General features: G+C 48.8%; 13 protein-coding genes and 1 riboswitch. Of the genes, 11 read left to right on the top strand and 2 right to left on the bottom strand.

Going from position 1 to position 14,901, the window contains the following annotated elements:
* Nucleotides 1-182 precede the first annotated feature (182 nt).
* Nucleotides 183-1,547: an L-serine ammonia-lyase gene (gene sdaA, locus M988_RS08975; protein WP_008813625.1), complete on the top strand. Its 1,365-nt coding sequence runs from the start codon at nucleotides 183-185 to the stop codon at nucleotides 1,545-1,547.
* Between the two features lie 91 nt (nucleotides 1,548-1,638).
* On the opposite strand, the gene M988_RS08970 is transcribed toward sdaA, so the two are convergent.
* Entirely contained in the window at nucleotides 1,639-2,520 is an 882-nt protein-coding gene (locus M988_RS08970; RefSeq protein ID WP_064573756.1) for a hypothetical protein, read from the bottom strand.
* Between the two features lie 177 nt (nucleotides 2,521-2,697).
* On the opposite strand from M988_RS08970, the gene celB reads away from it, so the two are divergent.
* The 6 genes from celB (at nucleotide 2,698) to M988_RS08940 (ending at nucleotide 8,977) form a co-directional block, all read left to right on the top strand.
* Complete coding sequence (celB, locus tag M988_RS08965) at nucleotides 2,698-3,978, top strand: PTS cellobiose transporter subunit IIC (protein WP_039186573.1); 1,281 nt, start codon at nucleotides 2,698-2,700, stop codon at nucleotides 3,976-3,978.
* Nucleotides 3,979-4,013: 35 nt separating this feature from the next.
* Nucleotides 4,014-4,979 carry a glycosylasparaginase gene (locus tag M988_RS08960; protein WP_064573754.1) on the top strand — a complete coding sequence of 322 codons (966 nt, stop codon included), beginning with the start codon at nucleotides 4,014-4,016 and terminating at the stop codon, nucleotides 4,977-4,979.
* A complete protein-coding gene (locus M988_RS08955) occupies nucleotides 4,972-6,447 on the top strand; it encodes a M17 family metallopeptidase (RefSeq protein ID WP_064573752.1) in 1,476 nt (491 codons plus the stop codon). Before M988_RS08960 ends, M988_RS08955 begins: the two co-directional genes overlap by 8 nt.
* 1 nt (nucleotide 6,448) lies before the next feature.
* Nucleotides 6,449-6,760 carry a PTS sugar transporter subunit IIB gene (locus tag M988_RS08950; RefSeq protein WP_008813630.1) on the top strand — a complete coding sequence of 104 codons (312 nt, stop codon included), beginning with the start codon at nucleotides 6,449-6,451 and terminating at the stop codon, nucleotides 6,758-6,760.
* Between the two features lies 1 nt (nucleotide 6,761).
* The gene (locus tag M988_RS08945; RefSeq protein ID WP_039186566.1) at nucleotides 6,762-7,073 is read left to right on the top strand and encodes a PTS lactose/cellobiose transporter subunit IIA; all 312 of its coding nucleotides are present in this window, start codon (nucleotides 6,762-6,764) and stop codon (nucleotides 7,071-7,073) included.
* Nucleotides 7,074-7,405: 332 nt separating this feature from the next.
* On the top strand, nucleotides 7,406-8,977 hold the full coding sequence (locus M988_RS08940; RefSeq protein WP_039186563.1) for an EAL domain-containing protein: 1,572 nt from the start codon (nucleotides 7,406-7,408) through the stop codon (nucleotides 8,975-8,977).
* Nucleotides 8,978-9,037: 60 nt separating this feature from the next.
* On the opposite strand, the gene M988_RS08935 is transcribed toward M988_RS08940, so the two are convergent.
* Nucleotides 9,038-10,597 carry a TerC family protein gene (locus tag M988_RS08935; RefSeq protein WP_061059999.1) on the bottom strand — a complete coding sequence of 520 codons (1,560 nt, stop codon included), beginning with the start codon at nucleotides 10,595-10,597 and terminating at the stop codon, nucleotides 9,038-9,040.
* A 689-nt stretch (nucleotides 10,598-11,286) separates the two neighbouring features.
* Here M988_RS08935 and manX point away from each other — a divergent pair.
* From manX to M988_RS08915, 4 genes are all read left to right on the top strand, one after another.
* Nucleotides 11,287-12,246 carry a PTS mannose transporter subunit IIAB gene (gene manX, locus M988_RS08930; protein WP_008813634.1) on the top strand — a complete coding sequence of 320 codons (960 nt, stop codon included), beginning with the start codon at nucleotides 11,287-11,289 and terminating at the stop codon, nucleotides 12,244-12,246.
* Nucleotides 12,247-12,311: 65 nt separating this feature from the next.
* Entirely contained in the window at nucleotides 12,312-13,109 is a 798-nt protein-coding gene (locus M988_RS08925) for a PTS mannose/fructose/sorbose transporter subunit IIC (RefSeq protein ID WP_008813635.1), read from the top strand.
* Nucleotides 13,110-13,124: 15 nt separating this feature from the next.
* Nucleotides 13,125-13,988: a PTS mannose transporter subunit IID gene (locus tag M988_RS08920; protein ID WP_004094906.1), complete on the top strand. Its 864-nt coding sequence runs from the start codon at nucleotides 13,125-13,127 to the stop codon at nucleotides 13,986-13,988.
* Nucleotides 13,989-14,051: 63 nt separating this feature from the next.
* Complete coding sequence (locus tag M988_RS08915) at nucleotides 14,052-14,510, top strand: DUF986 family protein (RefSeq protein WP_008813637.1); 459 nt, start codon at nucleotides 14,052-14,054, stop codon at nucleotides 14,508-14,510.
* Nucleotides 14,511-14,690: 180 nt separating this feature from the next.
* Nucleotides 14,691-14,901: riboswitch (yybP-ykoY riboswitch) on the top strand.

Genomic DNA, 14,901 nt, shown 5'->3' with positions numbered 1-14,901 from the left:
CACGGCAGCAAAAGCATTGGACGTTAGAGCAAAAGCACCAGAAAAAACCACGGACCAACGGTGGCAAATCCGTTATCCGCAGTCTGTACCCTATAACGGGTATAATAACTTTTATATAAAGACAGCATCTCACGGAGCACTCGGTGTTCTTATGAGAACAATGTCTACTAAGGAGTCCCAACGTGATTAGCGTTTTCGACATGTTTAAGATCGGTATCGGCCCTTCTAGTTCACATACCGTGGGCCCGATGAAAGCCGGCAAACAGTTTGTCGACGATCTGATTGATAAAGGGTTGCTACCTTCTGTCACGCGCATTTCCGTCGATGTTTATGGCTCTCTTTCCCTGACGGGGAAAGGCCATCATACTGACATTGCGATCATCATGGGTTTGGCGGGCAATATGCCTGACACCGTTGATATTGACGCAATCCCGGGCTTTATTCGCGACGTCGAGCAACGTCAGCGCCTGCTGTTGGCTAATGGCCAGCATGAGGTTGATTTCCCACGTGAAGGCGGAATGAATTTCCGCAGCGACAACCTGTCCCTGCACGAAAACGGCATGCAAATTCATGCGTTTGCCGGTGACAAGGTGATCTACAGCAAAACCTATTACTCTATCGGCGGTGGCTTTATCGTTGACGAAGAACACTTCGGCAAAGATCAGGCTGGCGGCGTTACCGTACCTTATCCGTTCCATTCAGCCCAAGAACTGCTGGATCATTGCAAAGAAACCGGCTTGTCTATCAGCGGGTTAGTCATGAAGAATGAATTGGCTCTGCATACCAAAGAAGAGATCTATGCTTACTTTGGTGACGTATGGGCAACCATGCAGGCCTGCATCGATCGTGGTTTAAACACCGAAGGTCTATTGCCGGGGCCATTACGCGTGCCGCGTCGTGCCTCAGCCCTACGCCGTATGTTGGTTACGACCGACAAATATGACAAAGATCCAATGACCGTTATCGACTGGGTAAATATGTTTGCCTTGGCGGTTAACGAGGAAAACGCCGCTGGCGGGCGCGTCGTTACAGCGCCAACCAATGGTGCCTGCGGGATCGTTCCTGCGGTATTGGCCTACTATAACCACTTTATTGAACCTGTTACGCCAGAAGTGTTTGTGCGTTACTTCTTAGCTTCCGGCGCAGTGGGTGCACTGTACAAAATGAACGCGTCAATCTCAGGTGCCGAAGTCGGTTGTCAGGGGGAAGTGGGCGTTGCCTGCTCAATGGCCGCTGCAGGCCTGACCGAGCTGCTTGGCGGTAGCCCAGAGCAAGTATGTGTCGCCGCTGAAATCGGAATGGAACACAACTTGGGGCTGACCTGTGACCCTGTTGCGGGTCAGGTTCAGGTTCCTTGCATCGAACGTAACGCCATTGCATCGGTTAAAGCGATCAACGCATCGCGCATGGCATTACAGCGAACCTCTGAGCCACGTGTTTCTCTGGATAAAGTCATCGAAACGATGTATGAAACCGGTAAAGACATGAATGCGAAATACCGCGAAACCTCTCGCGGTGGTTTGGCCATTAAAGTTCAGTGTGATTAAGTAAGTTCTTAAGCCCGAGTCTCTCACTTCACCATGAGATTCTCGGGTGTCACACCTCTAATATACAAAATACTGAAGCCTCCGCCGTACGTTAATAAGAATCCCCCTGCCTTGCCCAAAACATTTCAGGCGTCATGTTGCCTAATTTCTTCTGCGGCCACTGTTGGTTGTACTGAACACTTATCTGTTGCAAATAACTATCTAAATCCATCGCGACAAGCGCAGGGATTAATTCGCTCAACGCACACTCTAATCTTAGAGTGATATCGGTGGTATCTTCAGCCCGTAATGTCAGAGGTAAGCCCTGCTCAGCACTCCATTTCTGTAATGGATGATCGGGCGACAATTCGTTTCCGAAAAGCTTTTTATTTTCAGTCTCAATAGATTGTATAGCAGCAGGCACTTCCGCCATCAGCGACGTTAGCCAATGTACCACCAGCATAGGCGAGGCACCGGCAAAGGCGCGTGCTGCAATCCAACCACTGACCTCCTCTTGTGCCCACAAAACATGATGCTCGCCGCCATCCTCGGGTAACAGACTCACTCGCTGATAAAACAACCGTAATTTTCCCGGCTTAATCCCCGCTTTAAGCGCTTTTTTACCACGTAGTTCTCTGGCCTCTAGCACATTCATATGCGCCAACTCGCCGCGGCGTAAATAACGATCTAAACCCGCTCGCGAAACACTTTGCTGCATTCCCGCATTGACGAATATTAGCAATTCATCAAGCGGCATCATGAGCTTTTGTCTCAGCCAGTTGATCAGCAGACTTTGCTCTGGTCTCAATACCTTGTGCACGTTTTTTGGTGCGGTGTGCTGATCGGCCACGTCTTGCCTCTGACGCCAGCGACGTACCGTAGCGACAGAGATGCCAAGCTCCTGTGCCAATACACGGTCGCTCTTATCGGACTGCTGAATATAGCGACGGATGCGCGGCGTAGTCGTTGCATTTGCATGTAGTTTTATTTCCATTACATCCCCCGTTGAAAACTCCACTCATGATATCCAATCATGTGAGACTTGTTTGCCATAACCGTCACATTGTGAACTAACGCAACTTTATCGTTACGCTATTCACACATAATCGCCGCATAAAGAACCTCTTCTTTCCGTTACTTCATCATAAAAACCAATTTTGCGGAGTTCACTATGAGCAACGTTTTAGGATTTCTAGAGGCAAAACTTATGCCGCTGGCAGCCAAAGCTGCGCAACAGCGTCATCTGTGCGCTATACGTGGAGCCTATGTTTCATTCATGCCGTTTATTATTGTCGGCTCGGTGCTACTGATCATTTCGTCGTTTCCAAGCCAAAGCTATCAGCAGTTTATGAGCGGCATGTTTGGCTCCACTTGGAGCAATATCGTTGAGATCCCGTTCAACGCTGTTTTCTCCACCATGTCACTGTTTATCAGTTTTCTGGTTGCCTATCGCTTAGCTGAACACTATGAAGAAGACCGTGTATCCTCTGGCATTTTGGCACTGGTATCTTTCCTCATTCTAACGCCGTTCATCAAAGTTGAAGCACTTGGCAACCTCACCGTCGTCCCCACTGAATGGATCGGGAGCAAAGGCCTGTTTGTCGCGATGATTGGCTCCTTGCTGTGGACCGAGCTGTTTTGCTTCTTAAAGCGCAAAAAGCTGGTCATCAAAATGCCGGAAGGCGTTCCTCCTGCTGTGCAGGAATCTTTCGCCGCCTTGATCCCCGCGCTCATCGTCATTGTACTCGTACTTGCAATCCGCATTATCTTCGAGCACACCCGTTATGAAACCATTCATCAATTCATCTATCAGGTAGTCGCCACGCCGGTACGCCATTTTGGTACCTCTTACGTAGGGGCACTGCTAACCGTGCTATCGATTACTATTCTGTGGTCGGTCGGCATTAACTCCGGTTCCATGGTGAACGGCATCATTCGCCCACTTTGGATGGAAAATCAGACCGATAACATTGCCGCCATTCAGGCCGGCGTGACGCCGCCACACATTATTACCGAACAGTTTTTCGATATGATCTGGATGGGCGGCGCTGGTGCCACGCTGTCTTTGGTTATTGCTATGCTGTTCTTCGCACGCAGCAAAAGCATGCGCGAAGTGGCTCGTTTAGGGGCTGGAGCATCCGTTTTCAATATCAATGAGCCTATTCTGTTTGGCTTACCTATCATCATGAACCCGATCATGTTAATCCCTTTTAATCTGGTGCCTTTGGTGCTAGTGACGGTGCAATACATTGCCATGAAAATCGGCATGGTGGCGGTCACCACCGGCGTATTCATTCCTTGGACGCTGCCGCCTGTCATTAGCGGTTTTATCGTCACCGGCCATCTCAGCGGCAGTCTGATGCAAATTGTAAACCTCCTGATTGGTGCAATGTTGTATCTGCCCTTCTTACGCATTTTAGATAAGCAATATTGCACGGCTGAAAAAGCCTAATTTGTGCTCGCCATACACAGGATAAGGAGCTTTACATGTGGGGAATGATCGCAACATGGCGCATGGCGCTCGAAGGCATCATCAGCGCCAGCGAAACGTTAAAGAATGGAGAAAAATCAGCTAAGGCGGTGGTTAACGCCGTTGCTGAAGTGGAGGACTTCCCATTCTACAAATCCGTTGGCTACGGCGGTTTACCCAATGAGAATGGCGAAGTCGAGCTAGATGCGGCCTTCATGGATGGCGATACGTTAGCCTTTGGCGCGGTCGGCAATTTGGTTGACATTGCTAATCCGATTCGCGTGGCTCACGCTCTGAGCCGCGAGCGCTTTAACAGTTTACTCGTCGGTGTAGGCGCCCGTGAATGGGCGCTTAGCCAAGGTTTTCCTGAGAAAACCATGCTAACCGAACGCGCCCTGCAGCATTATCGTAAACGCTGTCATGAGACTATCGATCGTGGTCTGAGCCCCTATGATGGCCACGATACCGTAGGCATGATCGGTTTGGATAAGCGCGGATCCATGAGCGTGGCGACGTCCACCAGCGGACTGTTTATGAAACGTCGCGGCCGCTTGGGCGATTCTCCGATCATTGGTTCTGGATTCTATTGTGACAGTCAAATCGGTGCTGCCACCGCCACCGGCGTTGGTGAGGATCTGATGAAGGGCTGCACCAGCTACGAAATCGTCCGTCGTATGGAAGGCGGCATGTCGCCACAAGACGCTGCTGATTCCGTTATCGGCGAATTGGAAGACAAACTGATGGCACGCTTTGGCCGCGTTGGCGATTTGTCCGTCGTGTGTATGAACCGCCTCGGAGAATTTGGCGTATCCACGAATATCCAAACATTTTCATTCGTCGTCGCTACAAGCGACTTGCCAGCCACCGTTTATTTAGCCGAGCGCCGGGACGATCACACCCACTACGCCCCTGCTGATGAACAATGGATGGCTGATTATGCCGCGCGCATCCGTGCCCCTATCGGAGAACCTCAATATGATTAAGTCTCAGGTAACCAGCGACTATTCAGTATCCGCAGACGCTGATAGCCATTTGATTTCATTTCCTAGCAGTATTTTACTGGCTCAGGCAGGGCTCCACGTCGAACTACTATGCGCATTGCAGAAAGACGCATCCACCTCCGTGGCAGACTGCTCTTACGGTTGTCACCCTTTTGGTCGTGTTACCTTGCTGCCAACCGACCATGGGTTCGATTACCCGAGCCACAAACTGCAAGCGGCGCTGCGTCCTCTACTGCGCAAAACCCACTGTTCTGCGCTCACCGTTGACTGTAGCCTGTGGGATACTGAAAGCCAAACTGACCGCGCACAACTCACTTCTCTTTTGATCTTCTTACTTAATCTTGATTATCAGTTGAGTGATTTGGGTTTAAAAAGCACGACGATACAAAACCAACGTATTACGCAACTCACGCTCTGGTGCCAGCCACAACATCAAACCTCGTTGGAAAAATTGCTGCGGGAGGCAAAGGCAACATCCGTCGGAATGATGGCGGCGCGTCGAATTGCTGATTTACCGAGCGATCGCTGTACTCCCGAATTTGTCGTTACGGAAATAGAAAAACTGATTGCGCCTTATCGCTCTCTCCGCTGCGAAATTCTGGAAGAAAATCAGATCAAGTTACAGGGTTTAGGCTTGCTGCACGCCGTGGGTAAAGGTGCTAGCAATCCGCCCCGGCTGATGATTTTGCGCTATGAAGGACGCGATCAAGGGCCATTTAGTGCCTATGTGGGTAAAGGCATTACGTTCGATACCGGCGGACTATGGCTGAAAGGCGGTGACGGCATGTATACCATGAAATACGACATGTGCGGCGCCGCCAACGTCTTTGGTTTGCTTATCGCCGCCGCCGAGCTGAAGTTACCAGTGCGTCTGATTGGTGTATTGGCACTGGCAGAAAACATGATTGGCCCCGACGCCATGCGACCAGGTGACGTTGTCACAAGTTATTCTGGCTTGAACGTTGAGATCAACAATACCGATGCTGAAGGCCGTCTGGTGCTGGCCGATGCCATCGCCTATGCCAGTAAACTCACCTTAGACGATCAGCAGCCACAGTACATTATCGATATGGCCACACTCACCGGTGCCGTAGTGAAAGCGCTCGGATATGACCTTACCGGCTTATGGAGCCAGAACCAAGAACTGAGCCACAAGCTGACTCAGGCAGGGCGAGAAGTTCGCGATGAAGTCTGGTCATTGCCCCTCGACGCTCGTTTCGCACCGCAGGTAGAAAGCGCCATTGCCGACGTGTGCAATACGCCAACCAATAATGCCGCCATCAGCACGTCGGCAGCCTATTTTCTGAGCCGTTTCTGCCCAGACGATATACCTTGGGCGCACCTAGATATCAGCGGAACCGCGTTGTGGCGTGAACAGAGCCGCAGCGTGGCTTCTGGACGTCCAATCCCCCTTTTAATGCAGCACTTGCTAAACGATTTGGAGAAATAACATGAAAAAGATTCTGTTGGTGTGCGATTTAGGTATGTCTACCAGTTTGATGGTCAAGAAGATGCAAGAAGCAGCGAAAAGCCGCGGTATTGATGTCGAGATTTGTGCCAAGTCCGTTCGCGATTATAAAACCTGTGCCGCTGAATTTGACGTTGCCCTACTCGGCCCTCAGATCCGCTACAAACTGCCCGAGTGCGAAAAAATCGCGCAGGAACAGGGTAAACAAATCGCCTGCATTGACATGATGGCCTATGGCACCATGAAAGGCGACAAAGTTTTAGATCAAGCGCTTGCTCTCATTGAAGGAGCTTAAGATGGATCTTGAAAATGAAGTCATGGAGCTGATTGCGAACTCGGGCTATGCGCGCAGTTTGGTTTTTCAGGCGATCCGGTGTGCTCGTGAAGATAAGGATTTCGCTCAGGCAGAAACCTACATGCAGCAGGCGCAGGAAGCCTTATCGTCAGCTCACCATGTGCAAACGAAGCTCATTGAAATGGATGAAGGCACTGGAAAAATTCCTGTGCATCTGGTCATGGTACACGCACAAGATCATCTGATGAATGCCATTATGTTGATGGAGTTAGGGCGCGAGATTATCGCATTACATCAACAGATAGCGCATTAGTCTCCAAAACCATCCTTGTCATCAAGGATGGTTTTCTTTTCCGTGAATACATATTTTATTCACATCGCAAAATAAAACACATAATCATAAATTATAATTAGTGAGAATTTTCTCTAAGTCTGTATATAAAACAACAGGCTTGGGCTGGATAATTCTTAATTAATCTCACTTTTACTCAGCCAACGTTTTTTATTCATTTCACAATATCGATTTTTCATTCATATTTACGTTACTATCCACGCACATTTTCTTTTCAATAGCTACACTTACGCAAAGAGTGAACCATTCATTGACGGTATGTTGGCTAGGATTTTCCTGTTAAGGGATGCCTGATGCGCTTTTCGAAAGTGGCAGTTAAAAAGTATCGTATCTATCGTTTATTCCTTGCCGCTGGAGCAGGACTATTTGCTTTTACGATTTCTATGGGGGGGCGCTATAGCCAAGAGCTTGATACCGTTCATTCAGCACAGCATAAAGCTGCTCTTTCTGCCGTAAAGCAAATCGATCATTTGCTCAGTTCAGCCAATGACATTTCTACTACGCATAATGAGCTGATCAATAGCACTTGCCCACAGGCACAGCCACGCTTGTTGAATATGTCTGTTCAATTACAAACTGTACGGGCAATTTTGTTAGTCAAAGAGGGGCTTATTTTCTGCTCCAGCCTGTTTGGTCACCGAGATTATTCGCTGGGCACCATGTTTCCCCCTTTTGCAAAACCTGGCCACAATTTGATGCTAAAAGCGGCACTGCTGGTTAAGCGCGGCAGTCCGACGCTTATCTATTGGGTTCCCACCCGCACCGATCCCTCAAGCGGCATGATCCACGTTTTCCATATTGCTATGCTGTCTAACTTCATCCTTGAGCCACAAAAGCCCTATGTTGATTACATGGCGCTCAACGTTGACGGAAACACCTTAATTTATGGGCATAATAACATTCTGCGCACCGCTGAGATCACCGATAAACCTAGCGTGTCGCAGGCTTCTAGCCACTACGCCTATTCCGTTGGCGTGTTTTCAGATCCAGACTGGAAGTTGGCTTTGCGCTCGCTGCCGCAGCACATCCCTCTGTCATTGCTGGTATTTTTGCTTGCGGGGATTATTGTATTCATCGTTTCTGCTAACCGGATGAATTTGGCCTATCACATCTCTTCAGCCATTCAACGCAAGCAATTTCAACTATTCTGCCAACCCATCATCCAAACTCAGAGCGGCGAATGTGATGGCGTTGAGATCCTGCTACGTTGGCATGATGAGCGTCAGGGATGGATTTCCCCGGACATTTTCATTCCGTTGGCAGAGCAACACGGTCTGGTGCAGTCTTTAACGCGACACCTTCTCTATACGCTTGAACAAAATCAGCTTTTGTTCCCACAGACACCCGATTTTTACATCAGTATCAACATCGCTGCCGAACATTTTTCTCAGGGGCAAATTACGAAGGATTTAAAAAGCCTTTGGTATCAATCCAATCCTCAACCTAAGCTGATGTTGGAACTGACTGAACGCACCGAGCTTCAACAGGCTGATTATGAACAGCTACACGAACTGCGCGCGCTAGGTGCGTCTTTAGCGCTAGATGATTTTGGTACAGGGCATAGCTCACTCAGTTATCTGCAAAATCTGCATCCTGACGTATTAAAAATCGACAAAACTTTCTGCGCCACCATCGGTACAGATGCGATTAATGCCAAAGTCTTAGACAGCATCGTTGCGTTAGGTAAGGAGCTCAAACTGAAGATGATTGTTGAAGGCGTAGAAACCCAACTGCAGGCAGATTATTTGCGTAAATTAGGCGTGTGCGCAATGCAGGGTTACTTCTTTGCTCGCCCAATGCCAATCGCGGAGTTTCCCCAGTGGCTGATGCGCCATCAAGCCAGACATAAAGATACCGTGCAATAGCTTATCGATGTTTACCCCCCGAACCGAGGGGTAAACATTTGACTCGACTAGCTCTGACGATTATTCATCACCGAACTCTGAAGGCTGCGCGATTCGCTCAATGTGAATCAGCTCAATACGGTAGTCCTTCACCTCCATCACTTGGAAGCGTAAACCGTGCAGCTCAACGACTTCACCAGCCTGCGGCATCTGATCAAAATGAGCCAATAACAGCCCCGCGACCGAAGCGCAATCAGACGAAGACTCGCTCACTAAGCCATCCCAGCCCAGCATTTGTTCCAAGGTGTGCAGATCCGTCCCCCCCTTCACCAACCAGCCATTTTCCTGTACCACGACGTCTGGAGTTTCATCTTCATCGGGGAATTCACCGGCGATTGCTTCTAGGACATCAAGCGGTGTGACCACCCCCTGAACCATACCAAACTCGTCGCTAACGATCACCAGCCTACCTTTGGCCTGACGTAACACGCCGAGTACATTGATAACATCCAAACTTTCCAATACCACAATCGGCGCGCTTCGGGCGGCAAATTCGGCCACGGAAACACCCTCATCCAATGCGACCAGCAGGTCTTTCGCCCGCACAATTCCCACCAATTGATCCAGCTCACCGTCGCACACGGGAAATAAGCTGTGCGGCGTTTCCAACAGCTGGCTGCGGATCTCCTGCGGCGAGCGTCGGCAATCAACCCACGTAATTTCATTACGCGGCGTCATGATAGTACGCAAAGAGCGGGATGCCAGCGTTAACACGCCACTGATCATATAGCGCTCTTCGGCAGCAAAGGTTTCTTCTTCTTTAGCCACCACCACATCTTCACCGCGGTGCCCATTCTGCTTGTCCTTCCTACCGCCCATCATATTGATGATTGCCTCGGCGGTACGCTGGCGCATCGGGCGACGGCGTTCATGTTTGATGTAGTTCCTGCGCGCAATCTGGTTGAACATCTCGATAAGGACCGAGAACCCGATGGCGGCATACAGATAGCCTTTCGGAATGTGCAGGCCAAAACCTTCAGCCAGCAAACTCAGGCCGATCATCAGTAAGAAACTCAAGCACAGCACGACAACCGTTGGATGCTCATTGACAAAGTTGGTCAACGGCTTAGAAGCCAACAGCATTATGGCCATTGCGATAACCACCGCACACATCATCACCGGCAGACTATCAACCATACCCACCGCCGTAATAACGGCATCGAGTGAGAATACGGCGTCAAGAATGACAATCTGCACCACCACAGACCAGAAGCTTGAATACCCTTTGTTATTCACTTCATGGGTATGCCCTTCCAACCGCTCATGTAACTCCATGGTGGCTTTGAACAGTAAGAACAGCCCCCCGACCAGCAGGATCAAATCTCGTCCAGAAAAGACAAAATCGCCTACGCTAAATAACGGGCGCGTTAATGTCACCATCCAAGAAATCACCGACAACAGCGCCAAACGCATTAGCAGCGCTAACGATAAACCGATGATACGGGCTTTATCGCGCTGCTTTGGCGGTAGCTTGTCTGCCAGAATCGCGATGAATACCAGATTATCTATGCCCAGAACAATTTCGAGAACCACCAGCGTGAGCAAACCCACCCAGATTGACGGATCGAGTAAAAATTCCATGTTTTATTCCGCGTGAATGAGAAAAGAGAGTTGTTGAACGGTAACCGAATCCTGCTGAGCGCCACGTTTCAGCTTTACAGCACACATCGCCCATGGCGCTGAGTTCCAGAGGCGGCATAGGAGTCGTGCGGTAAGATGAAAGTATGCATTCAGCGAAGATAAGCCACGGAACAAAACATCACCGGGCATAGGGGAGTGACAAGAGGAAGAGAACAAAATTAAATGGCGTCGGGGACGGTCCATACAGTGGGTTTAACCCAATACTCCTGATTGTGATAAGGAAGTTAATGCTAGCAAGAAATAAAGCGCGCCAAAAGAGTCTCGGCGCACACATTTTGTCATTTTTTGTCAATACTCTATTAATACTATTGCGCATAAATCAGGCATCTAAAGATTTCTGATACTTTACATGTGCTAATAGCAGATGGTCGTCACATAAATTATTTTTTTACTGACTAAAATAAATAGCGCTGAATGGGATTTGGGATTAATCGCCTGAATCGATTCATGAAGCTAACTGATTGATACTTAAGAGACTTAGCATTCATCAGTGAGATCCAAGAATTATTTGGCGAGCAGTTACTCCACAAGGACGTATCTACAAACGGTTTTTTGACTTAATTCCATGCTACGAAAGTGAGTTATTTCGCACCGTAAAAGCATGCTAGCAAGTAGAGAGGAGGTAGCGAGTGAGTATTGCTATTATCATCGGCACTCACGGGGCAGCGGCTGAGCAATTGCTCAAAACCGCAGAAATGCTGCTAGGCGAACAAAGTAACGTTGCCTACATCGATTTCGTTCCCGGTGAAAATGCTGAAACGTTGATTGAAAAGTACAACGAGAGACTGACCCATCTGGATTCCAGTAAAGGCGTCATTTTCTTGGTTGATACTTGGGGTGGAAGTCCTTTCAACGCGGCTAGCCGCATTGTGACGGACAAAGAGAACTATGAAGTTATCACCGGCGTTAACGTTCCGATGCTGGTCGAAACTTTCATGGCTCGCGACGACGACCCTAGTTTTGACGAGTTGGTTGCATTAGCGCTGGAAACTGGCCGTGAAGGCGTTCGCGCCCTACGTGCCAAAGAACCTGAACCTGCCAAGCCACAGCCTAAGCCGGCTGCGCCGAAAGCACCTCAGGCTCCAATGAGCCCTGAAGACCACATGAAGATCGGCTTGGCTCGTATCGATGACCGTCTAATCCATGGACAAGTTGCTACTCGCTGGACGAAAGAAACTAACGTAAGCCGCATCATCGTGGTAAGCGATGAAGTTGCTGCCGACCATGTGCGCTCTACCCTGCTTAAGCAGGTTGCTCCTCCAGGCGTTACCGCGCACGTGGTTGACGTCGAGAAAATGATCCGTGTTTATAACAACCCGGCTTACGGTCGCGACCGTGTCATGCTGCTTTTCACTAATCCAACTGACGTGGTTCGTTTAGTTGAAAATGGCGTGAACATCACGTCTGTAAACATCGGTGGTATGGCTTTCCGTCAAGGTAAAACCCAGATCACCAACGCAGTATCCGTAGACGAAAAAGACATCGAAGCGTTCAAAAAATTGGATGCACGCGGCATTGAATTGGAAGTCCGTAAAGTTTCCAGCGATAGTCGTCTGAAGATGATGGAATTAATCAATAAAATGAACTAACGCTGAATCGCGCATTTGCCGATTCGTGTTTTTAAACTCAGCTCTTTGGTTAGAGGAGAAGTGCAATGGAGATTACAACTCTTCAGATTGTACTGATATTTATTGTTGCGTGTATTGCAGGGATGGGCTCCATCCTTGATGAATTCCAGTTCCACCGTCCGCTGGTTGCTTGTACCCTGATCGGTATCGTTCTGGGTGATATGAAAACCGGTATTATCATCGGTGGTACTCTGGAAATGATCGCTCTGGGTTGGATGAACATCGGTGCAGCAGTTGCACCCGATGCGGCTCTGGCCTCCATCATCTCCACCATTCTGGTTATCGCCGGCGGACAAAGCGTAGGTGCGGGTATCGCACTGGCAATTCCACTGGCGGCTGCGGGACAGGTTCTGACCATCATCGTTCGTACTATCACCGTGGGCTTCCAGCACGCGGCCGATGGCGCGGCTGAGCGTGGCGACCTGCGTGCGATTAGCGTACTGCACTGCTCTGCGTTAATTCTGCAAGCGATGCGTATTGCTATCCCTGCTGTCGTTGTTGCTATCTCCGTAGGTACTGATGCTGTTCACACTATGTTGAATGCTATCCCTGAAGTCGTGACCTCTGGTCTGGCTATCGCGGGTGGTATGATCGTCGTTGTTGGTTATGCGATGGTTATCAACATGATGCGTGCTGGCTACCTGATGCCTTTCTTCTATTTAGGTTTCGTTACCGCTGCGTTCACCAACTTCAACTTGGTTGCATTGGGTGTTCTGGGTCTGATGATGGCAATTCTGTACATCCAGCTCAGCCCTAAATACAACAAATCTCAAGTTGTACAGGTTGCTGCCGGTAATAACGACCTTGATAACGAATTAGACTAGGAAAGGGTGAGAGAAATGGTTGATACAACATCATCAGTTGCAACTCCAAAAACTGAAACGAAACTCACCGCAGGCGATCTGCGTGGCGTATTCCTGCGCTCTAACCTGTTTCAAGGTTCATGGAACTTTGAACGTATGCAAGCGCTGGGTTTCTGTTTTTCCATGGTGCCGGTTATCCGTCGTCTGTATCCAGAAAACACAGATGAGCGCAAGCAGGCCATTAAACGCCATCTAGAATTCTTTAACACCCATCCATACGTTGCGGCCCCGATTTTGGGCGTAACCGCTGCAATGGAAGAACAGCGTGCCAACGGCGCTCCGATTGACGATGGTGCCATCAACGGTATCAAAGTTGGTCTGATGGGTCCGTTAGCCGGTGTGGGTGACCCTATCTTCTGGGGTACCGTACGTCCTGTATTCGCTGCGTTAGGCGCGGGTATTGCGATGACGGGCAGCCTGCTGGGTCCAGTATTGTTCTTCGTACTGTTCAACCTGGTTCGTCTGCTGGTTCGTTACTATGGCGTTGCTTACGGCTATAAGAAAGGTGTCGATATCGTTGGCGATATGGGCGGTGGCTTCCTGCAGAAACTGACGGAGGGGGCATCGATCCTAGGTCTGTTTGTTATGGGGGCCTTGGTGAACAAGTGGACGCACGTGAACATTCCACTTGTCGTCTCCCGCATCACTGACCAAACCGGTCATACGACGGTGACAACTGTCCAGACTATTCTGGATCAGTTGATGCCTGGCCTGATCCCACTGCTGCTGACATTCGGCTGTATGTGGCTGCTGCGTAAGAAAGTCAACGCACTGTGGATCATTATCGGTTTCTTCTTCATCGGTATCTTCGGTTACTGGATCGGTCTGCTCGGTCTGTAATCGCTGGAATAGCCGGATAGGGTTCGCCCTATCCGGCTTTTTTATTTTGTATCTGGAGTATCCATGTCTTTAACTGATATCGCACTGCTGGCTTTTATCCTGCTATTCCTGCTCTATGCCACCTATGATGAATTCATCATGCCAAAGCGTAACGGGAAAACGCTATTACAGGTTAATTTAAAGCGTCGTAATAAAGCCGATAGTGGAATATTTGTTGGATTATTAGCCATCCTCGCCTATCAAAATATCACCAATAATGGTTCAAACTTCACAACCTGGTTACTCTTTACGCTCGCTATTATTGCCATTTATGTCTTTTATATTCGTTGGCCAAAGATCCTATTTAAAGATAGCGGCTTTTATTATGGCAACGTATTTATTTTATACAGCCGGATAAAAAATATGAACATGTCAGAAGATGGCTATCTGGTTATCGATTTAGAAAAGCGTAGATTGTTGATTCAAGTGGCAAAAATGGACGACTTAGAACAGATTTTGAAGTTTTTTGTCGAACATAAATAATCTATCTTTTCACCGTATAGATTAATTCGGTGCATTTAAATAGTTATTTGCACCGAATTTTATCTTGGCTCCAACTGCATTTTTCTCTCCCCTCCCTCATATATAATAATAATTATCATTAGCATTGGTTTCCCGTAAAAAATATGACGTTGTTATTCGCAATCAAAATAGAGTATGATCGCTGCCGTCAATTTGGGGAGTAGCCGGCGTTCGGTCTGAACCGTATTCAGCCTTAGAACGCGCTCGTGTCAACATACTCGTTCTTAGCTTAGAACGTGGTGCGAGCAGCCCACCTGTTTTATAAACACGTGCGGACAGGCGAGACCATAGACACGTAGCTCCGTCGTAAGGTTGGGGGTGGGTTACGTGTATATGGAACACCCGGCCGAGT

The organism is Hafnia paralvei ATCC 29927 (assembly GCF_001655005.1).
Taxonomy (GTDB): Bacteria; Pseudomonadota; Gammaproteobacteria; order Enterobacterales; family Enterobacteriaceae; genus Hafnia; species Hafnia paralvei.
This window is presented reverse-complemented; position numbering and strand designations above follow the sequence as displayed.